This window comes from Lysobacter hankyongensis (assembly GCF_039543145.1).
GTDB classification, from domain to species: Bacteria; Pseudomonadota; Gammaproteobacteria; order Xanthomonadales; family Xanthomonadaceae; genus Lysobacter_I; species Lysobacter_I hankyongensis.
In genome coordinates this window covers 244,587-267,761 of the sequence record NZ_BAABJE010000002.1, presented here as the reverse complement: position 1 = coordinate 267,761, position 23,175 = coordinate 244,587, and the positions used below count along the sequence as shown (strand labels likewise).

10 protein-coding genes are annotated in these 23,175 nt (G+C 66.2%); 1 reads left to right on the top strand and 9 read right to left on the bottom strand.

Translation table 11 applies throughout. The features are described from left to right. Position 1 precedes the first annotated feature (1 nt). The gene (locus ABD974_RS04995; RefSeq protein ID WP_345302193.1) at positions 2–1,318 is read left to right on the top strand and encodes an ABC transporter permease; all 1,317 of its coding nucleotides are present in this window, start codon (positions 2–4) and stop codon (positions 1,316–1,318) included. A gap of 99 nt (positions 1,319–1,417) precedes the next feature. On the opposite strand, the gene rarD is transcribed toward ABD974_RS04995, so the two are convergent. From rarD to ABD974_RS04950, 9 genes are all read right to left on the bottom strand, one after another. Continuing rightward, a complete protein-coding gene (gene rarD / locus ABD974_RS04990; protein ID WP_425562636.1) occupies positions 1,418–2,341 on the bottom strand; it encodes an EamA family transporter RarD in 924 nt (307 codons plus the stop codon). Positions 2,342–2,352: 11 nt separating this feature from the next. Continuing rightward, a complete protein-coding gene (gene yedA / locus ABD974_RS04985; protein WP_345302192.1) occupies positions 2,353–3,300 on the bottom strand; it encodes a drug/metabolite exporter YedA in 948 nt (315 codons plus the stop codon). 133 nt (positions 3,301–3,433) lie between these two features. Beyond that, a complete protein-coding gene (locus ABD974_RS04980; RefSeq protein WP_345302191.1) occupies positions 3,434–4,291 on the bottom strand; it encodes a bifunctional transcriptional activator/DNA repair enzyme AdaA in 858 nt (285 codons plus the stop codon). A gap of 337 nt (positions 4,292–4,628) precedes the next feature. Next, complete coding sequence (locus ABD974_RS04975) at positions 4,629–6,812, bottom strand: carboxy terminal-processing peptidase (protein ID WP_345302190.1); 2,184 nt, start codon at positions 6,810–6,812, stop codon at positions 4,629–4,631. A gap of 223 nt (positions 6,813–7,035) precedes the next feature. Continuing rightward, positions 7,036–8,046 carry a lipoyl synthase gene (lipA, locus tag ABD974_RS04970; protein WP_345302189.1) on the bottom strand — a complete coding sequence of 337 codons (1,011 nt, stop codon included), beginning with the start codon at positions 8,044–8,046 and terminating at the stop codon, positions 7,036–7,038. A gap of 1 nt (position 8,047) precedes the next feature. After that, positions 8,048–8,758 (bottom strand): lipoyl(octanoyl) transferase LipB, encoded by a 711-nt coding sequence (gene lipB, locus ABD974_RS04965; RefSeq protein ID WP_425562628.1) that lies wholly within the window; start codon positions 8,756–8,758, stop codon positions 8,048–8,050. Next, positions 8,755–9,033 carry a DUF493 family protein gene (locus ABD974_RS04960; RefSeq protein ID WP_345302187.1) on the bottom strand — a complete coding sequence of 93 codons (279 nt, stop codon included), beginning with the start codon at positions 9,031–9,033 and terminating at the stop codon, positions 8,755–8,757. The genes lipB and ABD974_RS04960 overlap by 4 nt, the downstream gene beginning before the upstream one ends. A gap of 172 nt (positions 9,034–9,205) precedes the next feature. Beyond that, positions 9,206–9,517 carry a hypothetical protein gene (locus tag ABD974_RS04955; RefSeq protein WP_345302186.1) on the bottom strand — a complete coding sequence of 104 codons (312 nt, stop codon included), beginning with the start codon at positions 9,515–9,517 and terminating at the stop codon, positions 9,206–9,208. A 64-nt stretch (positions 9,518–9,581) separates the two neighbouring features. After that, positions 9,582–22,364 (bottom strand): putative Ig domain-containing protein, encoded by a 12,783-nt coding sequence (locus ABD974_RS04950; protein WP_486346764.1) that lies wholly within the window; start codon positions 22,362–22,364, stop codon positions 9,582–9,584. Between the last annotated feature and the right edge of the window lie 811 nt (positions 22,365–23,175).

Genomic DNA, 23,175 nt, shown 5'->3' with positions numbered 1-23,175 from the left:
CATGAATCGCATCAAACAATGGTTGGGCAACCTCGGGATCACGCTGCTGCTGGCCGCCGGGCTGGCCGCGTGGATCTGGCTGCCCTGGTACGGCCTGCTCGCGGCCGCGGCGCTGTTGACGCTGTGGCTGTTGCTGAGCCGCCGCGGCCTGCAGACCCTCGCGGTGGCCGGCATCGGCATCAGCAGCCTGCCGCGGCGCTGGGGCGCCTCCAGCGTGATCGTCATCGGCATCGCGGGGGTGGTCGGCGTGCTGGTGGCGATGCTGGCGATGGGCGAAGGCTTCCAGGCCACGCTCAAGGGCACCGGCAGCGACGACCGCGCGATCATCCTGCGCGGCGGTTCGCAGGCCGAAACCAATTCGGTGATCGTCCGCGACCAGGTGCCGCTGATTTCGGCGCTCGAAGGCATCGCCAGGGGCAGCAACGGACGCCCGATGGTGTCGCCGGAACTGTCGCAGGTCGTCAACCTGCCGAGCAGGAGCGACGGCACCGACGCCAACGCGCAATTGCGCGGCGTCGGCGAACAGGCCTGGGAACTGCGCCCGCAGTTGAAGATCGTGGAAGGCCGCAAATTCAGGCCCGGGCTGCGCGAACTGGTGGTCGGCCAGGGCGCGATGCAGCAGTTCCGCGGCATCACCGTGGGCCAGCAACTGACGCTGGCCAACCAGAGCTGGACGGTGGTCGGCAAGTTCGCCAGCGGCGACTCGCACGAGTCCGAACTGTGGGCGGACGGCGAAGTGCTGGCGTCGACCTACAACCGCCAGTCGTTCCAGTCGGCGACGGTGAAGCTCGACGGCAAGGATGGCTTCAAACGCCTGAAGGCCGCGCTCGCCGCCGATCCGCGACTGAAGCTGGACGTGCTGACCACGCGCGATTACTACTCGAAACAGTCGGAGCAGCTCAGCACGCTGATCCGCATCCTCGGCCTCGTGATCGGTTCGATCATGGCGGTGGGCGCGGTGTTCGGCGCGCTCAACACCATGTTCGCGGCGGTCGCCGGCCGGGCGCGCGAAATCGCGACCATGCGCGCGCTCGGCTTCCGCGGCGTGCCGGTGGTGATCGCGGTGATGATGGAAACCATGCTGCTGGCGCTGCTCGGCGGCCTGCTCGGCGCGGCCATCGCCTGGCTGGTGTTCAACGGTTACCAGGTGTCGACCCTGGGCAGCAACTTCAGCCAGGTCGTGTTCCAGTTCAGGGTGTCGCCGGAACTGCTGTGGACCGGCCTGAAATGGGCGCTGGGCATCGGCCTGATCGGCGGCCTGTTCCCGGCGCTGCGCGCCGCGCGCCTGCCGGTGACCGAAGCGCTGCGCGGAGCCTGATCGGCGCGCGCGGTTTGCGCGGCTTGCCTGCCCACGCCCCACCCCGACCTTCCCCCGCGCGCGCGGGAGGATCGAGGTGGGGCACGCGTTGCCGCGCGATCAGATCGCGGCCGCGCGTCGCGCGCGACGCAGGCTGTCGGTCATGAACAGCGCCAGCGCCGCCCAGATGAAGCCGAAGCCGATCGCGCGGTCCAGATCGAAGACCTCGCGGAACACCAGCACGCCGATCAGGAACTGCATCGTCGGTGCGATGTACTGCATCAGGCCGATGGTCGACAGCGGCACGCGCCGCACCGCGAACGAGAACCCGATCAGCGGCAGCGCGGTGAGCGCGCCGCCGAAGATCAGCAGCGCATCGATGCCGAGGCCCCAGTCCGCGCCGCCGGCCGCGGCGCCGAAAAAGCCGCCGGCGCCACCGATTTCCGCCCACACCAGATAACCCAGCGCCGGCAGCAGCAGCACCGCGTTCTCGACCCCGAGGCCGGTCACCGATTCGACCGCCGCGAGTTTGCGGATCAGCCCGTACACGCCGAAGGACGCGGCCAGCGCCAGCGCGATCCACGGAAAACTGCCGTAGTTGAAGGTCAGCCAGAGCACGCCGGCCGCGGCGATGCCGACCGACGTCCATTGCACCGGATTCAGGCGTTCGCGCAGGAACAGCGTGCCGATCACCACGTTGAGCAGCGGATTGATGAAATAACCGAGACTGGTTTCGACCACGTGGCCGGCGTTCACCGCCCAGATGTACAGCCCCCAGTTGATGCCGATGCACAGCCCGCTGAGCGCGAGCAGGCGCGCCAGCCGCGGCTGCGCCATCACCGCCGCGAACCAGCCGCGGCCCTGTTTCCAGAACAGCCACACCGCGACCAGCAGCGCGCTCCAGACCACGCGATGGGCGACGATCTGCAGCGACGGCACGGTCTTCAGCAGATGCCAGTACAGCGGCATCAGGCCCCACAGCACGAAGGCGCCGGTGGCCATCCACAGCCCGGCGCGGGTATCGGCGCGCGCGGCATCGGACAGCGGCGACGCGCTCATCGCCGCGACTCCGTCGCTGCCGTCCCGGTGGTCGATATCGCCGCCGGCGCGCGCGCCTTCGCGCGACTGATGACGATCACGCCGACCAGGATGATGGCCATCGCGCCGAGATCGTGCAGACCGAAATGCTCGCTGCCGAGCGATGCGCCCAGCAGCACCGCGATCGGCGGATTGACGTAGGCGTAGCTCGCGGCCAGCGCCGGCCGCACGTGGTTCAACAGCCAGACATAGGCGCCGAAGCCGCCGATGGAACCGAAGATCGCGAGATAGATCAGCGCCGCGGTGCCCTGCGGCGTCGGCGCCGCGGGCAGGCGTTCGCCCATCGCCAGGCCCAGCGCCACCAGCATCGCGCCGCCACAGAGCATCTGCGCGGCCGCGGCCATGAACGGCGACGGCAGATCGCGGCCGCGCGACCACACCGAACCGAACGCCCAGGCGATCGGTGCGATCAGCAGCATCACCAGTCCGCTCGGTGCGGAGGACAGACTGCTACCCGCGTTGAGCCAGAGCACGCCGAGGAAACCGATGCCGATGCCCAGCCATTCGCCGCGGCTGGGACGCAGGCCGAAGAGCATGCCGAACAGGCCCATCCACAGCGGCATCGAAGCGATCGCGATCGCCGCGAGCCCGGACGACACCTGCTCCTCGGCCAGCACCACCATGCCGTTGCCCAGCAGCATCATCAGCAGCCCCATCACCGCCAGTACCGGCCACTGCCCGCGCGTCGGCGCGGAAACGCCGCGCCAGCGCAGCACCGCGTAGAGCAGACCACCCGCGACCAGCATGCGTCCACCCGACACCGCCAGCAGCGGCGGCCAGCCGCCTTCCAGCGCGAAGCGGATGCCGAGGTAGGTCGAGCCCCAGATCACGTACACCGCCGACAGCGCCAGCGCGATCGCAAGCGTGGAGGCAGGGCGTGGGGCGGCCGCGGATGGAGAGGCCATCGCAGATCTCGAAGTGAGAAAAGAAAACCGTCGCGGTGCGCGACGGTCGCTGCATTCTACGCCCGCGCAGCGTGCGGAAACCGCGGCGATTGCGGCATTCCGTGGAACGCCGCCGTTCCGCGCGCGACGCGACTCAGGCAGCGCGCTCGCGTCCCAGCAGGCGGCGTTTGAGGTCGAGTCCCCAGCGATAGCCGCCGGGCGAACCGTCGCCGCGGATCACCCGATGGCAGGGCACCACGATCGCGACGCGGTTGTGCGCGCAGGCGCTGGCGACGGCGCGCGCGGCCTTCGGCGCGTCGAGCGCCGCGGCGACGTCGGCGTAGCTGCGGGTCTCGCCCGGCGGAATCTTCATCAACGCGTCCCACACGCGTTTCTGGAACGCGGTGCCGATGAGATCGACGGGCACCTTCGCGCGCTTGCCGGCGAGCGCGTCGGCGACCGCGCGCACCCGCGGCGCGAGGAATTCGTCGCGGCCGGCATCGACACGCTGCCGCTGCGCGCGCGGGAATTCGGTCTGCAGCGTGCGTTCGAGCGCATCGGCGTCGGCGCCGAGTTCGACCATGCAGATCCCGCGCGCGGTGGCCGCGACCAATGCCGGCCCCAGCGCGGTGTCGACGATGCTCCAGCGGATGTCCTCGCCGTCGCCACCGGCGCGATAGCGGGCCGGCGTCATGCCCAGCTTCGCCGCGCCGGTCTCGTACACCCGCGAGGGCGAGCCGTAGCCGGCGTCGTACAGCGCCGCGCTCACGTCGCGACCCGCCTTCAATCCGGACTTGAGGGCGCCAAGGCGGCGCTGGGCGAGGTATTCGGCCGGGCTCAGCCCGAAACGCGCGCGGAACCGGCGCTGCAGATGCGAGGCGCTGAGACCGACCGCGGCCGCCAGCTCGGCCAGCGTGGGCTCGCCGGCATCGAGCAGCGCACGGGCGCGATCGAGCGGGTCGCGATCGAGGGAGGCACGGTTGGAGAGGTCGTGGCGGGCGGCGTCGTTCATGCCGCAAAGACTACGGGCGCCCGCAGGCGCCCGCTATCCGGATCTTGCGCGGGTGCGCTTAGAGCGTGTTATGTACTTTTTCATATGCGGCGTTGCGCAGCCTGTGGCGCCGAGACAAGGTTCCGCGGCGCAGCCTTGGCTGGTGGCCAAGGCAAGCCGCGGGCCGCAGGATCGGCGCCACAGGGGCGCAACCCGAAGGGAAGGCCGTCTGCGGGCCCGATCCAGCGTTGCGCACCTTGCCAAGGCCACCACAGCCTTGGCGGCGGCACGCGCCTTGGCTCAGGCCCGCAGACGGCCTTCGCGGCACATGAAAAAGTGCATAACACGCTCTAGCGCATCAGTTGGCCCACTGGCCCGGCTTGCGCGACTCGGTCAGCAGCACCTGCGCCGACAGCGGTTTGTCGCTGTCGAGCTCGCGCACGGCGTCGGCGAGGATCGCGGCGGATTCGCGCAGCAGCGGGTCCGGGCGCTTTTCGGCGGCCTTTTCGCGGGCGGCGTCCTGGGCGATGTCGCGCTCGTTCGACGTCAGGCCGTCGTCGGTATCCTCGCCCAACGGATCGAGATCCAGGCCCAGCGCCTTGCGCTCTTCCTGCCGCAGCTTGCGCTTGGCCGCGTCGCGGTCGCGTTCGGCGCGGCGCTCGGCCTCGTTCAGCGAGACCCACTTCTTCGCGTTTTCCGCGCGGAACTGGGCGATGTCCTCGCTCCACCAGCGGAATTCGCGGTCGGCGGCGATGCGGGTGTTGTGCAGCGCTTCCAGTCGCGGCAGCAGCGGGCCGAAGTCGCCGTAACGCACGTACGGCACGGCCGCGATGCGGTCCCACGGCAGCGCGTTGTCGAGGGTGCTTTCGCCGTACTCGCTGGCGTCCACGGTCACCGGGAACTTGATGTCCGGCACCACGCCCTTGTTCTGGGTGCTGCTGCCGCCGGGCAGGAAGAACTGGGCGATGGTCAGCTTGACCTGGCCGAAGCGCTTGCCGTCGGCCATCGGCCAGCGGTCGAGGTCGACGAGGTTCTGCACCGTGCCCTTGCCGAAGCTGGTTTCGCCGATGATCAGGCCGCGACCGTAATCCTGGATCGCGCCGGCGAAGATCTCGGAGGCCGAGGCCGAGCCGCGGTTGATCAGCACCGCCAGCGGACCGTCCCAAACCACGCCGGACGCGGTGTCGCCGTCCACCCGGACGTCGCCGCCGGAGGCCTTGGCCTGCACCACCGGGCCCTTGTCGATGAACAGGCCGGTGATCGCGACCGCTTCGTCGAGCGAACCGCCGCCGTTGTTGCGCAGATCCATCACCACGCCGTCGACCCGCTCGCCGCGGAATTCGCGCAGCAGGCGTTCGACGTCGCGGGTGGCCGAGGCGTAGTCGTTGCTGTTGCGGCGACGGCCTTCCCAGTCCTGGTAGAACGCGGGCAGCTTGATCACGCCGATGCGCCGCGCGGGCGCGCCGTCGACGCCGGGGATGGTCAGCACTTCGCCCTTCGCCGCCTGTTCTTCCAGGCGGATCTTCGCGCGGTTGAGCACGATGCGGTTCGGCTTGCTGTCGAGCACCGCCTCGGCCGGCACGATGTCCAGCCGCACCTGGGTCCCCTTCGGGCCCTTGATCTTGTCGACCACGTCGTCGATGCGCCAGCCGATCACGTCTTCCATCGGACCGCTGTCGCCCTGGCCGACGCCGACGATGCGGTCGCCCGCCTTCAGCTTGCCGCTGAGGATCGCCGGGCCGCCGGGAATGAGCTCGCGGATCACCACCACGTCGTCCTGCTTCTGCAACTGCGCGCCGATGCCTTCCAGCGAGAGGCTCATGCTCTGCTCGAAACGCTCGGCCGCGCGCGGGTCGAAGTAATCGGTATGCGGGTCGATCGAGGTGGCGTAGGCGTTGAGGAACGTCTGGAACGCGTCGATGCCGTTCAGCTCGCCCACGTTCTTGGACATGTTGGCGTAACGCTTGTCCAGCGTCTTGCGGATCTCGTCGGGCTGCTTGCCGGCGAGCTTGAGGCGGAGCCAGTCGTTGCGGACCGACTGCTGCCACAGACGGTCGAGTTCGGCGGTGTCGGCGGACCACGGCGCGTCTTCGCGGTCGTACTCCCAGCGGTCGTTGCCCTCGAAGCTGAAGATGTCCTGCTTGAGCAGCGCGCGGGCGTGGGCGACGCGCTCGTTCACGCGGGTCTGGTAGAGCGAGAAGATCTCGAACGCCGGCGCCACTTCGCCGCTCTTGATCGCGTCGTCGAGGCGGCTGCGATAGCCCTCGAGCTTGGCGATGTCGCCGGCGGTGAAGAACAGCTTGCCGGGATCGAGGCTTTCGAGATACCGCTTGAACACTTCGGCCGACAGCTTGTCGTCCAGGGCCCGCGGGCGGTAGGCGTAACGGCTGTCGGACAGCAACCCGTACACCAGCTTGGCGGCGGTGGCCTGCTCGGCGCTGGGATTGCCGGCGTCGGCTTGCGCGGTCAGCCACGCGACCGGAGCGGTCAGCGCGAGGGCGAGCAGGGAAACCGGTAGAACCTTGGCGACTTTCATCGGCATCTCGTTCGAGGGGAGCGGATCTGGGGAGGCGCGTGCGTCTTGGCGGAGCATGCGTCGTCGAAAGAGAAGACGACAGGCACGGGGCCTAGGATGCACCCGGGCTCCGACCGATGCAAAGTGTCGAAAGTTGCGGAACGCACCGTCCGTCGCAGCGCAACGGCCGCAGAGCGGGCGGCCGCGGGCCGGACCGTTCAGCGGGGATTGGGCGACGCGACCGGGCCGTTCAGCCGACGAATCCGGCGTCCGCGGCCTGCTTGTCGGCGTGATAGGAACTGCGCACCATCGGGCCGGAGGCGACGTGGGTGAAGCCCAGCGCCATGCCGTAGTCCTCCAGCGCCTTGAATTCCTCGGGCGTCCAGTAGCGCATCACCGGATGGTGGTGGGCGCTGGGCTGCAGGTACTGGCCGATGGTGACCATGTCGACATCGTGCGCGCGCAGGTCGCGCAGGGTCGCCTGCACCTGATCCATGGTTTCGCCCAGACCGAGCATGATGCCGCTCTTGGTCGCCACCGCCGGATGCTGCGCCTTGAACTTCTGCAGCAGGGTCAGCGACCACTGGTAGTCGGCGCCGGGCCGCACGTTGCGGTACAGGTCGGGCACGGTTTCGAGGTTGTGGTTGAACACGTCCGGCGGATTCTCCGCCAGGATCTCCAGCGCCCGCTCCATGCGGCCCTTGCCGCGGAAATCGGGGGTGAGGATTTCGATCTTCGTGCCCGGGCTGAGTTCGCGCACCGCGGCGATGCAGTCGACGAAGTGCCGGGCGCCGCCGTCGCGCAGGTCGTCGCGGTCGACGCTGGTCACCACCACGTACTTCAGGCGCATGTCGGCGATGGTGCGGGCGAGGTTCAGCGGTTCGTCCGGGTCCGGCGGCTTCGGCCGGCCGTGGGCCACGTCGCAGAACGAGCAGCGGCGGGTGCAGACCTCGCCGAGGATCATGAAGGTCGCGGTGCCGTGGCTGAAGCACTCGTGGATGTTCGGGCAGGTGGCCTCTTCGCAGACCGTGACCAGGCGGTTTTCGCGCAACTTGGCCTTGAGGTTGGCGACCGCATTGCCGGCGGGGATGCGCACCCGGATCCACGACGGCTTGCGCAGCACAGGCGCGTCGGCGAACTGCACCGGCGAGCGCGCGATCTTGTCGGCGGCCACCTGGCGGACGCCCGGCTCCAGCGAGGCCGGGGCATCGCCGAGCACGGTCAGCGGGATGGTTTTCTCGGCGGGCGTGGGCGTGGACATCTCAGGCGACCTGGACGGAAGCGGAATGGGCTGCAGCGGAAGAAGAGCGTGCGGCGAGCGACGCGAGATCGGGCGCCGGCGCGGCCTGCGGTCGCAGACCGAACTGCGCGGCGAGCGCCTGCAGCAGCACGGGTTTCACCGCGTCGAGGCTGGACGGACCGCCCAAGTCTAGCATCGAGGTCACCTGCAGCCCGGCGTAGCCGCAGGGGTTGATGCGGTGGAAGGGTTCGAGATCCATGGCGATGTTGAAGGCCAGACCGTGGAAGGTGCAGCCGCGGCGGACGCGGATGCCCAGCGCGGCGACCTTGGCGCCGTTCACGTACACCCCCGGGGCGCCGTCGCGGCGCTCGGCGTGGATGTTCCAGTGATCGAGAGTGTCGATGATGGATTGTTCGATTTTGCAGACGTAATCGCGCACGCCGACCTTGATGCGCTTCAGGTCCAGCAGCGGGTAGACCACGAGCTGGCCCGGGCCGTGATAGGTCACCTGGCCACCGCGGTCCACGTTCAGCACCGGGATGTCGCCGGGCATCAGCACGTGTTCGGGTTTGCCGGCCTGGCCGAGGGTGAACACCGGGTCGTGCTCGACCAGCCACAGCTCGTCGGGCGTATCGGCGCCGCGATCGTCGGTGAAACCCTGCATCGCCCGCCACACCGGCAGATAGGGCTGACGCCCGAGATCGCGCACGAACGCGGGCAAGGCTGCGCTCACAGCGTCCACTTGATCTGCGGTTCGGCGCGCAGGGCGGCGTGGGCGGCCTCGTAACGGCTGCGGTCCTCGGCGTGAAAGCTCAGCCGGATCGACACGAATTTGCCGCCCGAGGAATTGCGCGCAGCCACGGTCTCGCGCAGCACCACGATGCCGATGGCCTCAAGCAGTTCCGGGATGCGCTCTTCCAGGCCGGCGCCGGCCGGACCCATGGCGGTGATCTCGAAGACCCCGGGGAACTGGAAGCCGTGGTCGGGATGGTCGGAGGTGATGTTCATGGCGCGGATTATGGGGCTGAAGGCAGGGCAACCCAAGTCTGGGGGCGCCAGGCCGGCAGCGCCAACCTCCTTCGAAACGCACAAGCCCCGCATGGGCGGGGCTGTGGAAAGAACAGTCTGAGCACGGATTCCAACTTGACTCAGGCAAACACAACCAATGACTCCAATCTCGCTATCGACCTTCTGCGAAATTCGCATCCACGAAAGCGCAGGCGAATTGCTCGGGATCTGGCGCATCGCCACGAGCGTTCGACCGGGCGATGGTCGCGAACCACAGATCACGAATCTTATCAGGCAAAGAAGGCTTGAATTCCATGACTGCACCGACAATTTCAACCCACGAACCACTGACGCCGTAAGTCTCTCTCAGGCCCGGCTCCAACTCGCGCAGACGATTCGCATCGAGATCACTCAGCTCGCCAATAGAATTGAGCACATACAGCTCCAAGAGGCGAAGAAATGGCTTGCCATCATATCTGCTCACAGGAATCCTCTTTCATGCACACACATTGAAAAACCGACCCGACGCCCAAGCTCCTCAAGCCCCATCATTTTCTATTCCGTGGCGATTGCTCCGCACGACCGCCCCCTCTGCCGGGCAAGGGATGAAGAATATCCCAGTATGACGAGCTTCGCGTGTGTTGCGATTTCGGGACCAACTGTAGAACGCCCTCTTGACCGGCGGCCTGGCTCTTCGTCGCATGATGCCATGTGTGATCGGACGGATTTTTCGTTCTGCCTTTCGGTGCGACCCTGTCGCCGACACCAGGAATCAGTTCTTCCATTTGCGCGGCGAACCTTGGGTCTTGCTTCATCTTTTCGTGAAGGTCCTTGTTCGCTCGATTGAACTGAACAGCGTCTGATTTATGGATGTCATCCGTATCCATTTTGAACTCGTACGCGACACTGTAGAACTTGGGTTTCTCGTGCGAAAGAGTACCCGAATCACCGACTCCGGCAGCGATCCCTGTCGTCGAGCCGTTTTTCGGAATCGCTCCATCTACCACACCCGACAAAGCACGCTTGAAGCGCCCGACGACAGCCCCGGGATTTGAACGCAAATCCTTGATGAAATTCCCGGCTCGCTTCAGGGTGCCAACGATTTCATCGACGCCGCCCGCGATCATCGAGAATCCGAAACCGACCGCCATGGAACCGAGCGTACTCCCGACTTCACCCCACTCCCACGACTTGAACTTGTCGTAAGACATGTCTTCGAGCTTTGTCTGCACCTCGGCCAACTTGTTTTCGATCACATCCTTCATCAGCGTCTTGGCGAACTTCATCAAGACGGTCTTCGCGGGCCCACCCGTTACCAGCGCTTGTACGCCCGCGACGATCGCGGAAGTCCAGTAAGGGTGTTCCTCGGCAAATTCAGCCGCACCCTCGATACCGTCCGAAATCATGTCGACGACCTTTCGCATCCCATCGCCCTTCGGACGATCGGCGTTGGAGATGAAGATCTCTTTCAGTACGGCATGGAGATCGCCATTCGGCGCGACGAACTGGGATGCGATCTCCTCCTTCGTGATCGTCATGTACCCGTTGTCGACAGCCTCTGGGCCGTAATTGCGTTGCATCCTGTCTTCCAACAGGGCGGCCTTTGTGTAAGCGCTGCGTATCTTCTTGTTGCCAGACATCTCCGAAAGCAGGCTCGCCTTGTCGGATGCGCTGGCGCCCTTCCTGTCCATTTCGGCAAGCGTCACAAGGATGGACTCGGCAACAGCCTCCGATTGCAGAGTGATCGCACTGTATTCATCCTGCGTATCGATCTCGGCAACCAGGGTCCCGTTTTCGTCCACGGTGATTCTGGGCGCATTGGCCGCCTGCAACGCCTTCCGCCCCTCATCGCTCAGCAACCATGCCCGATTGGATTCACGAGCCTTTCTTGCAACGACCGCCTCCTCGACATGTTCGATGCCGCGCTTGGTCGCATCCGCCAACGCATTGCCGAACGCATCGAACGCCATCTGCCCGTAATCCGGGCGCCCTTCCTCGCCCAACAGGCTGGCGACGTTGTGCTGCACCGCGCTGCCGATGAAGCCGTTCGCCGTACTGGTCAGGATCTCCCTGACATAGGAATTGCTGGTCAGCGGCTGTTTGCTGAGCCACCTGGCGGCATTGGAGTCGCCGCCCAGCCAATTCCCGAGCTCTGCCGTCATCGCACCGCTGACCGCGCTTGCGGCGAGGTTCGCCCAACTGAATGCCTCGCTGCTGCGGTCGCGCGATGGATCGATGCGGTTGATCGCCCAATTCGCACCGTAGTTGACCAGGTTGCCCGCGACGGCCTGTGCGGCGCCCCTGGCCCAGCTGAGCTTGCTGATCGCACCGAGCGTTTTGGTCAGCCCGCCCACCTCTTTTCCGGCTTTGACCGCCGTTCCCGCGGAACTCAATGCCGTACCCATGCCCGCGGTTGCCGCAGTGCTGATCGCGCCGAGCGCCACGGCGCCCCAGTCGAATTTATCGGTCAAACCGAAGGCCATCGAGGCAAGCTGACCAACCGCCGCACCCACCGCACCGGCGACGGCTGCGGCAGCGATCGTCGCTCCAACGCCAATGCCTGTAGCGGTTCCGGCAAGCACGGCGCCTCCGACAGCGAACGTCGCTGTGGTGACGGCTCCAGTCGCAGTGACCGTGCTTACGGCAGGCGCCATGGCAGCGGCAGCCGCCCCCGCCGTATACACCGTCACCACCGCGACGATGATGACCACCACGATCGTCAGAATGATCGACAGCGCACTGCAGCTCTTCTTCGGCGGCGGCGGCACATAGTCGAGCAACGGCGTGGTGCTGCCGATCACATCCGCCGGGTTGTAAGGCTTGAACGTATCCGCGTCGTTCTTGTTGACCTTGACTTCCGGCACCTTCAGCGTGGCGCCCGCGGTCAGCGTCTCGCTGCCGTCCAGCGCGTTGGCCGACGCAAGGACGTACCAGAGGCTTTCGTTGCCGTAGACGCGGCCGGCGATGGTGCGCAGCGTATCGCCGCCCTGCACCGTGACATTGCCGCTTCCGGATTCGCTGTTGCGATACGCGGTCAGCGTGCTGACGGCATCGATATAGCCGCCGGCCGACGCCATGGCCTGCTGACCATTGACGAAGGCGTAGCGCGTGATCGGGAAATTCCCGTTGCTGTCCTTGCGCTGGATGATTCCGCCGCCGGCATCGTAGGCGAACAGACGGTCTTTGCCGTCCTGGACCATGACGCGACGCCCCCAGCCGTCGTACACGCTGGTCGTGCTGCCCGGCTGGAAATTGCCGGTGCCGTAGCCATTGACGCGGGTTTCGAGATACGCCTCGCGTGCATCGTAGGTGTAGAGATAGGTGAACGTATATCCATCGATGCCATCGTCCTGGCCGATGAAGTCGCTGATGTGGTGGTACTTGTTCCACGCCAGGCGCCCGTCGCGGGCGAGATCGTAGTGGTTCTCCGTGGCATCGCGTGCGGCCAGAGCATGGCGGTAGCTGTACAACGGCATGGGGATGCCGCCAGACCACTGCGTGCCGGACACGTATCGCTCGTTGAACCCTTCCCAGGTGACCGATGTCAGCTGACGCCCATCGGCGTCGTAGGTGTAGTTCTCCCGGCGCTTTGCCTGTCCTGCGTACATCTGGCCGGTTTCGAACGGCTGCATGCGCGAAGTCAAACGCCCTGCGGCGTCGTAATCGAGGATTTCCGCAACCTGCGCAACGGCGCCCAGGGCCGCTGGCTTGAATACGATCCTGCGCTGGCCACGCTCGTTGTACTGGGTGTTTTCGTACTTGACGACACCGGACTCCAGGAAGCGACGGCGGATCTCGCGGCCGGCGGCGTCATAGTCGAGCGCGTAGCTGATGTCCTTGTCGTACGTGTTGGTGACGCCCAGCACGATGGCGCCGTTCGACAGCTTGCCATTGGCCACGGTGACGCGGTTCATCGCATCGTAGTCGTACCAGAACGACTTGAAGCTGGACGAGGCATAGATATACGTCGCGCCCGGCGTCACCGGTGTGTAAGAGCCGCCACCGCCGCCGCCGCCACCACCACCGCCACCGTCGTCCTCGATCGGAACTTCCAGCAATTGAACCGTCGTGGAAGTGTCGACGACCTCCATCGAATCTCGCTGCTCGAGCGTACCGGATACCGCGCTGCCGCCGTCCTTGTTGCTGGCCAGAGAAGCCTCGAGATCGCCATCGTCGAGGGCTTTCCGGATGTCCAGCGTCAAGGTCTTCTCGGCGATGCTGCCGTCCGCGTAGGTCGCACGCAGCTTGATGCTGCGCGAACCGAACCCCGTCGGCGTGCCGATCAGGTACCAGTCGCCCGGGCCGTACTGCTGCAACTGCAGCCAGGCGGGCGGCACGGCATTGTTCACGGAAACGATGGTGTATCCGTTCGGCGGCTGGCCGTTTCTCGCTTCGAACGCATCCGGCAGGAAGACGTCGAACGTATCGCCTTCGAACATGGTGATCTGCCACGGATCCACCGCGAGCATCAGCGTCTTGCTGACGCTTTGATTGTCGGTGTCCGTCGCGGTCACCACGATCTGATAGACGCCCTGGGCGGGAACGCCACTGATGACGCCGGTCGTCGCATCGATCTGCATGCCTGCGGGCAGGGGCTGCAACGGCTGCATGACGTTGCCGACGCGCAACATGGCGCTGTACTGCAGGGGCAGTCCTTCCGGATCCATGAACGCACTGGCCGTCGAGAAGGTCCAGTTCGCCTGACCCTGGCTCAGGGTCTGCTGCCAGCCGTCGTCGCCGATATAGGTCAGCTGCGGCGGCTGGCTCGGCAGGATCTTCACTGCGATGTCGCGCACGACCACACTGTTGTCGTCGATGCTCCGCGCGGTCAGACGCAGCGTCAGCATCTGCGCGGCCTGCGGAGTGCCGCTGACGATCCCGGTCGCCGGGTCGAAGCTCAACCACGACGGCAGCGGGCTGCCGTCGACCACTGTCAGGCTCATCTGGAACGTGGTTTCCGGAGCGAAACCGGCAACGCTGGGGCCGTAATTCACGCTGAACGCGTGGTTGGCATACCCCGTGATACCCCAACCTGCATTGGTACCGACATTGGCATTGGACGCCGCGTTCCCGACGCTCACGCGGCGGCGGTTGCCTGCGGCATCGTAGCTGTAGCGGACGGTCGCGAATTCGTATCCGTTCGCCATGTCGAACTGGCGGACCAGGCTCAACCTGCCCTGCGAGTCGTAGGTGGAGACCGTACGCAGGTGCACGATATTGCCCTTGCCGTCACGGGTATAGGTTTCCTCCATCGTGCGGTTGCCGCTTTCGTCGTAGGCATACCGCGTCCAGTTGCCGCCCTCGCGGATTTCCTTGACCAAGCCGCTGGCGTAGTAGAACTGGGAACGTTCGCCCGCGCCGAGCGGCACCGTCAGGCCAAGGCTTCCGGCAAGACTGGCGTTGCCATCGGTGCTGTCCGGCGGGGGCGCATTCGGATCGGGGCCATCGTAGCCGTCGCTGAGTTCGACATGGATGTTGCTGGATATGGCGCGCGTGGTCCTGATCAGCTGACCAGTGACGGCGTGATAGATATAGTCGTAGTCGGCACCACCCAGATCGTTGTGGTCGATCAGGCGACCGAAGACGTCGTAGTCCCAGGTCTGCTCGTCGACGAAGACATACTCGCCTTCGCGGTCCTTGCGGATGGCGGGTCCGCTGTAGTGCTCCGGCACATAGGTGTACCCACCGACGCCGTAGTCGTCGTAGGTGTATCCCTGATCGCTGTAGACCCACTCGCCCTGACCCAGGCCGGTGATGGTGCCATCGACATCGCCCAGCGACAGCAGATAGCGCCATCGCTGCGGGTCGCCATTGGTCTCGCGGATCTTGCGGCCCTGCAGATCGTGGGCGTAGGACTTGATCACTCCGGCGGCGCTTCGGCTGCCCAACAGCAGATGGCGACTGTCGTAGTCGTAGTGCGCGCTGAATCCCATCGCATTGTTGACTTCCCAGCGATCGCCGCTGTTCTGCAACGCGTAGTATTCGGCGCCGGTCATCTGGCGCCTGGTGGTGTCGTCGCTGCGGGTGACGAAGTCGCCGTGGGACACCGCACGACCGGCGCGATCGTAGGCCTTGTAGGTGATGTAACCCTGCGGATTCTGGACGTATCGCTCACGATCGAACAGGTCGTACGCCATGCGCGTGACGTTGCCCAAGGCGTCGACGACCTGCACGGTACGACCGATGTTGTCGTAAACCATGCGCTGCACATTGCCGTTGGCATCCCGACTCTCGGTCATGCGGCCGTAGTCGTCGTAATGCCATGTCAGCGTCGGCCGGGCGCGCACTTCGGTGCCGTTGGCGTTGACGACCTTGACCTCCGGGCGAATCTCCATCACCGCCTTGTTCTGGCTGTTGTAACGGATCAATGTCTCGTATCCGCGCGCATCGACATTGCGAACGACATTGTCCCAACGATCGTATTCGCGGACCGTCACCGGACGCAGGTTCAGATCGTCGGAATTCGACGGAAGCTCCTGGCGGATCGCACGCCCGAGTTTGTCGTAGCGGATGTGCGTGACCGCGTCGATCACCTGCTCCACGCCCTGCGCGTTGACGGTGACGCTGGCCTGGACGTTACGCACCACACGGCCGGCCAAGTCGTAAGCGGAGTGTCGGACGGCGCCGCCTTGAGCATTGGTGCTGAGCATGCGCCCGGCGTTGTCGTAGACGTAGCTCATCCAGGGCGTACCGACGGCGAAGGCATCGGAAATGCGATCGTCCTTGGCGACGACTTCTCCGAACGCGTTGTAGCGCACGATCTCGGACGCGTCGGTCGATATCCCCACGAGGTCCCGGACGAGCATGGACACGCCGTTCTGCGTGACGATCTTCGAGTGGTAGCGCTCGCGGACGACCGCCGAACTCAGCTGGCGGCCGGTCTTGTCGTACGTGTAGGTGCCGATGATGTCCGAATCGACCTGGGCGGTCAGATCCATGGTGTTGCGGCCGCGCAACTGGCTGAAGGTCGAGACGACCCGGTCGCCGGCGTCATACGTCCGGCTGGTGACGACACCGGTCGCCAGATCCCGTTCCGTGACCACCCGCCCGCGACGGTCGTACTCGGTTTCGGTGATCTGGTCGGCATCCACATCCTCCAACGCCGCGGCGGCGCCGACCTTGCCATTGGCATAACGCTGCACGCGCACGGCGTTGCCGAACGCATCGTATTCCAGCTCGGTGTATGGCGAACGCTGCTCGTACAAGCCGGCAGACGCCAGATGGGTGTTCACCGACAGACTCAGCTGGGCGTCCGACTGCGCGGCCACCACCGAACGCGATGGTTGCTGCACCGAAATGATGCGGCCCAGCGCGTCATAGCGCGTGGTGGTCGTGCCTTGCCCATCGATGATCGATGTGGTCCGGCCTTCGGCGTCGTAACCGAAGTGCGTAGCGACATCGACCAGAATCGGCGCATTGGCGCTGGACGATTGCGACCAATGCTTGACCGTTTGCGTCGACACCCGGCCCAGCGCGTCGTACGCGAAATCGACGCGACGATCGAAACCCGTGATCGCATCGCCCGCTGCAGGCAACTGGGGCGGAAGCACGGTCCCCAACGTCGACAGCGTCGTCGGCGCCAGCCGGCGCGCATGCTCGGTCTTGCTCTGGATTTCGCCGTAGACGGTGTAGCGCTGCGAGTTGACGTAGCCCTCGGCATCGATGCTGACGGTTTCGCGGCCGAGCGCATCGTAATACCGATACGTATCCGCCCACACCGCATCCACCTGGTCGGGCGTGCCCTCGAGCAGGATCGATGTCTTGACCGCTTCCCCGTAGGGGTTGAACCGGGTGCGCAGGGTCGGGCGCCCGGTCGCAACGCTGCCGTCGCTTTTCACGTAACTCACCGCATCCTGCTGTACCTGGTGCTTCTGGCCCAGGACGTTGTAGCTGTTGTCGACCCCGCGATCGGCGGCGCTCGACGGCAGGCCGGCCATCATCAGCGACTGCGTCAGGGCCTTGCCCGGCAGCCAGCCGGCGGCGCCGAATGCGGCGACCGAAGTGTCGAGCCTGTTGGCGTGACGGACGCTGCGGACCTCTTCGCCGAAGGCGTTGTACACGTGAGAGGTGACCTGCCGTTCCTGGTCGATGTCGTAGATCACCCGTCCGAGTGTGTCGTAGACCCGATCGCTGCGATGGCCCAGCGCATCCCTCTCCGACACCGCCTGCCCCAGCGTGTCGTACGCGATCTCGATGGTGTCGGCGACTCCGTTTGTCGGATCCAGCCCTGTCACCGGATCAGGCAGGACGATTCGCACGGTATTGCCGCGGTTGTCGTACTCGTAGCGGGTGATGCGGGTCTGCGCCGTATCGGCGTTCTCGACCCGGCGGAGCAGATTGCTGACGCCGTCGTATTCCATCCGGGTCACGATCGAACGGACCGTATGACCGGCGGTGGTCCGGACGAGCACGGCCGGGCTGATCTCCGCAGTGCGGCGGCCGGCACGGTCGTACTCGTAATTCCATATCGCACCTGCACGATCGGTGTGGCGGGTGATATTGCCGGCAGCGTCGTACTGGAAGAACTCGCTCTGGCCCATGGCATCGGTGCGCGATGTCACTTGTCCGGCAAGGTCGTAGGTCATCGATATCGCGCGATAACTGCCCATCGGCTGGGTCGCGACCCATGCGGTCAGCGCGCCCGTATCGGCGGCGCCGACCGGAAGCGCACCGTAGACGATCGTCTGCGTGACTCGACCGATCGCGTCGAAACGCTGCTCGCTGAGCGCACCGCTCGCATCGACCGCAAAACGCTGCCGATCGCCCGCATCGTAGTGGTAGCGCACCGTGCGGACCTGGGTCGCGCGCACGGCGGCGTCCGGACTCAGGGCCGCGTCGATGGCGCTTGCGACAGCGCCCTCCGTCGCGCCCCATGCGTAGCCGATGTCCACGCCGTAGCGGATCCTGGCGGTCTCGCGCCCGATGCCGTCGTACTGGGTCTCGGTCACCTGACCCATGCTGTCGCCGCTGCGCACGACCCGATAACGCACGCGTCCGGCCTGATCGTAGTGCAGGCCCTCGGCGCGCGCGGCGGATTCATGAACGGCCACGTGGGCCGCGAAGCTAGCTGCACTGGCCGTTCCCGCGGCGACCTCTCCCATCAGCGTCGCATCGAGCCTCGCGCCATAGGCCAGGGTCGTGCTCACGCGACCGATGGCGTCGTAGCGAATCTCTTCGGTCGAAGCATCCGCGTGGACCCGGAACACCACCCGTCCCACGGCATCATGCACGCTGTAGTCGGCGCGATCCTGCGCGGTCTCCACCAGCGCCGAAGCGACCGTGGCCGCATCCAGCGGGGTGCCGTGGAGACCCAGCGTCACCGCCTGTGCGTACCGACGAACGGAAGCGACCAGGCCGATCGCGTCGTAGCGCGTGCTGGTCACCGCGCCGGCGCCGTCGATGCTGTAGGCCACGCGCCCTGCCGCGTCGTACACCATCCGCTGCACCTGCGCGGTGCCGCGATGGGCGTTCAACCATGTCGACAGCGTCGCCTCCGAGACGGAGCCCTGCGACAGCGCCGAAGAAAGCATCGCGTCCACCGGCAACAGCGCGGTGTAGGCATAGGCACCGACCACGCGCCCGGCCTGGTCGTACTGCTGTTCGACCACGGCAGCCCGGGTGGCCGACGTCCGGGTGATGCTCAGACGCAGTCGACCTGCCGCGTCGTAGACGCTGTGATTCGATGTCGCCGCGGCTTCGTTCGCGGCCACGAATGCGTCGAAATCGGCGACGTCGGCGGTGCCGCTCAGCAACGTGTCGCCAAGCGCAGCCGCCACGAGGTCGGCCGGCACGGAATAGCGCAGGTTGCTCGTCACATTGCCGGCCGCGTCGTAGCGGGTTTCCCGCAGGATATTGTCCGCGGCCAGTACGAAACGCAGGCGACCCGCGCCATCGTGGATGCGCGATTCGCCCTCGTATCCCGCGGCCGGATCGACCTGCGCATCCAGACTCGCGATGGTCGCAGTGTCCAGCGTCCCGACAGCGGCAGGCGTGGCGTATGCGCGGGTGGCGACGACGCGCCCGGCCTTGTCGTACCACGTTCGGGTCATGCCGCCATTGCCGTCGACGCTGTACACCAGACGGCCGTTGGCATCGTGGAAGTTACGCATGACGCTGTCGTTTGCGCTCTGCGGCGTCGCCGCCAGCAGCGAGTCGATGGTGGCGGCACCTGCCGCAATCGCATCGCGCAACGTCGCCGTCAGCGTCAAGCGCTGCGCATACGCCTTGCTGGCGGTCTTGCGCCCTGTGCTGTCGTACACGGTCTCGGTCACTTCGCCTGCGCCGTTGATCGTCAAGCGCGCGCGGCCGTCGAGGTCGTAGACGACATAGCGGGTCACATCGCGCGCGTCGTCCCGCAGCCCCTGCTCGTCGATCAGCGCCAGCATGCCTGCGTCGTCCGGCGATGCGGTGCCGTACGCGCTCAGATCGAGGGCGCGTGCGTAGGCGCGCTGGGCGACCACGCGGCCATTGGCGTCGTAGGTCGTTTCTCCGACTCCACCCATGGCATCGATGCTGAATCGCAGACGGTTGGCCGCGTCGTACGCGTAGCGCGCCGAGCCGCCGTAACCGCTGCGGGCGATCACGTTGTCGTTGGCGTCGTAGACATACTCCGTCCGCAGCGCCAGACCGCCCGGATCGAGCGTCTCGCTGATCCGACGGCCGAAACCGTCGTATTCATATGCCGTCGTCTGCGCCGCCGCACTGCCGGCGCCCGAGGTGACCGACAGCCGGTTGCCTTCGCCGTCCCAGGTGTAGACGGTGCGCAGGTTCACACCATCCGGATCCTGCGCCAACTCGATCAGCTGGCCTTTGCGATCGTAGGTCATCCTGCTGACCCGGCCCGACGGATCGGTCGTCTGCACCTGCCGCCCCTGAGCGTCATACGCATGGCGCGTCGTCAGATTCAGACCGTCCGGATCCTCGGATCGGCTCAGCGTGCGGCCGACGGCGTCGTAGGCGTACGCCACGCTGCGGCCGGTGGCGTCGGTGGTGCGGATCAACTGCCCGCGGGCATCGTACTGATGCGTCGTGTCGTGGCCCGACGCGTCCGTCGCGCTGATCAGAAGACCACGATTGTCGTACGCCGTCCTCTGGATCGCGATGGAACCATCCGGCAGCGGCTGACGGGTCTCGATGGTCTGCCCGAAGGCGTTGTGCACGGTGGTGATGGCGACGCCTTCCGGCGTGACCATGGTCATGCTGCGCGCGGCATCGCTGTGGCTGTATTGGGTGACGCGGCCCAGCGCATCGGTCTGCGCGACCACCCGATCGAACGCGTCGTAGCTCGTCTGTGTCGCCAGATCCTCTCCACCGACGTTGCGCAGCACCTGCCCGATCTGTCTGCCGACGCGGTCGTAGACGTATTCGCGGACCGTGCCGCGCGCGTCCGTCGCGCCGACGAGTCGACCGAAGGCGTCGTAGGCGACGCGGGTATTGCGCCATGCGTACGCGTCGTATTCCTCCGTGCCGATGCGCTGTCCGCGCCGGTCGTACGTGTATGAGGACGACGACACCCACTCTCCCGCGACCGAGGACCGCCAGGCATTCCTGAGTTCGCCGAAACGGTTGTACTCGAACTCCGAGGCGGCGCCGTCGACGCCCTGGCGCCGGATCAGTCGGCCGGCGCGGTCGTAGCCGAACTGCGTGTGATCGCTGGTGCCGGCGAGCGCCGTCAGCTGCTGCAATGCCGAGGCCGCGCTCGCGCGATCGCCCGGCACCGCGATCGCGATGCGTCCGTCGTAGGCCAGGGTGTCGGCCACATCGCCGAACGCGGTGTAGCGCATTTCGGTGACTTCACCCAACGCATTCTTGAGCCCGGCGGCATCTTCGACTCCGCGCACGACATAACGCTGGCGGCCGGCCTCGTCGTGGAAGTACCAGGTCTTGTGTCCGAGCGCATCCGTGCTCTCGATCCGGCGCCCCAGCGCATCGTAACGATGACGCACGCCGTACTGCGCGTACAGCGCGTCCAGCTCGCTCTCGGTCATGTCGGCGTGCAGCAAGGCCGCGCCATCGCCGTTGAGTTCGCCGACCAGATGGCCAAACACGTCGTGGCGCAGGCCGCCGGCTCGAATCTCGCCCGTGTCGGCCGCCATCTCCGTCTTTACCAGCCGCCCGGCTTCATCGTAGACGTAACGCGTGACCGTCCCTTCGTGATTGCGCGAGACGATCAATTGGCCCAGGCCGTTGTAACTGTTCGTCGTTTCGCGCAGCGCCTCGGCCGGCGCGTCCAGCAGGGCCGCGGTGCGCAGGGTCGACAGCGACTCCGTGCCGCTCAACCCGGTCAGCCGCTTCGCGTATTGGCGCGTCGCTCGCTGGTTGTTCTGCTCATCGAAAAGCATCTCGCTGAGATAGCCTTCGGCGTTGAGCTCGCCGACCTGGCGGCCGCGCGCGTCGTGGAACAGCCGCGTGGTCTGATCCGCCGCCGCGTTCGTCGGACGCAGCTGTTGCAACGTGCCGCTGGCCCAGTACGCACTGTCGGTGCGGGTCGCATAGCGTACTGTCTTCGCCAATCGACCGCCTGCATCGTAGACCGACTCGCTCAGATAGCCTTCCGCGTCCAGCGTCGCCACCAGGCGGTCGGCGTTGTCGTAGAACATCCGCGTCACCCGCGTCTCGCGGGATGGCGCCGACGGTCTCCTCGCCGATGCCCCCCAACCCCAGCCGCCGTTGTAGATCTCGTCGCCCCATTCGGTGCTGCGCACCAGACGACCCGCACCGTCGTATTCGTAGGTGATCTCCGAGCCCGCGTTGTCGGTCGCGCGCACGAGGCGGCCGGCGCTGTCGTAGCGCATCTGCGCCACGCGGTCGTCCTCGACCTGCGCCACCCAGGCCTGATGCACCGCCAGCGATGTCGGCTGTGCCGCGGTGAACACCAGCTCGCGTATCGTCACCGCGCCACCGGCCAACCAACCCTGCGTGTTCGACAGTGTCGCGTAGCGCGTGGTCTTCAGCACGCGACCGGCGGCGTCGTATTCGGTCCGGCTGACCGCGCCGGTCGGATCCACCGTTGCGATCAGGCGCCCGGCGGCGTCGTAGAAGAAATAGCTGCGCCCGCCTGCGGCGTCCTCGCTCGCGCGCAGACGGCCGGTGGCGTCGTAGTAATTGGCGTTGGTGCGAGTGGTGGCGGCGCCGGCCACCACACCCGTTTCGCTCACCGACAACAGCTCACCGGCGCGGTTGCGTGCCTCGATGCGCACCAGACCATTGTCTTGCGTCAGCCGGATCCGATTTTCCGAATCGACGTAGCTGTAGATTGTCTGCAGCGTGCTCGCATCGTCGCCCGCTGCAGTCGCAGCATCGCGCTTGAGCACACTCAGCAGGCGGCCCATGCCGTCGTAGACGTATTCGGCGACTTCGCTGCCGGCAAGCACGCTGGCTGCGGTGCGCCCGGCACCGCGCGAGACGATCGACTGCCGCAGAAGGCCCTGGGCATCGTGGACATAGCGCGTGATGCTGGCGGTCGCATCCAGCACGCCGTTTCCGGCGGTATTCGCTGTGACGGTCGCGTATTCGATGCTCCGTTCCAATCGGCCTTTAGCATCGTAGGCGTAGCTGGTCAGGCTGCTGTTGGCGCGACGCTGCGCGGCCGCGTCGTTTGCCCAGGCGCTGAGCGCCTGATGGGTATATGCGGTGCCCGCGTAACGATCGCCCAGATACCGACGCTCGGATGCCAACATCCAATCGTAATGCGGCGCGGTCGACTCGTATGTCAGCTCGCGCACCTCGCCTTCCGCATTGATCACGAATCGCAAGCGGTCCGACCAGTCGTGCTCGTAAACATATCGCGTGGTCATCGCGCCGGATGGCATCGCCCCGTTGCCCGCTTCGTCCGCGTCCAGACCGTCGGCATCCGCCACCGTGTAGCGGGTCTCGCTGGTCACCTGATTGGCCTGGTTGTAGGTCCAGGCGATCACGTTGCCCTGCAGGTCGCGCTGCTGGATCCGATTGCCGTTGCCGTCGTAGCGGAATCGCTGCTCCTCGATGCTCGCGCCGCCGGTTGCGGTCGCCGTGGCGAAACTGCTGGTCGCGATCCGGGTCACGTTGCCGGCGGCATCGTATTCGTAACTCGTCGTCTGGCGCTGGCCATCGACCGCCGGTGCGAGTACCTCGGTCAACTGCCGGTTCGCATCGTATCGGTAG

Excerpts from the sequence above, each read along its gene's own strand:
- ABD974_RS04995 (WP_345302193.1), top strand. The coding sequence starts at position 2 with ATGAATCGCATCAAACAATGGTTGGGCAACCTCGGGATCACGCTGCTG.
- ABD974_RS04980 (WP_345302191.1), bottom strand. The coding sequence starts at position 4,291 with ATGAACGACGCCGCCCGCCACGACCTCTCCAACCGTGCCTCCCTCGAT.
- ABD974_RS04960 (WP_345302187.1), bottom strand. The coding sequence starts at position 9,033 with ATGAACATCACCTCCGACCATCCCGACCACGGCTTCCAGTTCCCCGGG.
- ABD974_RS04950 (WP_486346764.1), bottom strand. The coding sequence starts at position 22,364 with ATGGGCCGCCTGCTGAGTGTGCTCAAGCGCGATGCTGCGACTGCAGCG.
- yedA (WP_345302192.1), bottom strand. The coding sequence starts at position 3,300 with ATGGCCTCTCCATCCGCGGCCGCCCCACGCCCTGCCTCCACGCTTGCG.
- lipA (WP_345302189.1), bottom strand. The coding sequence starts at position 8,046 with ATGTCCACGCCCACGCCCGCCGAGAAAACCATCCCGCTGACCGTGCTC.
- ABD974_RS04975 (WP_345302190.1), bottom strand. The coding sequence starts at position 6,812 with ATGCCGATGAAAGTCGCCAAGGTTCTACCGGTTTCCCTGCTCGCCCTC.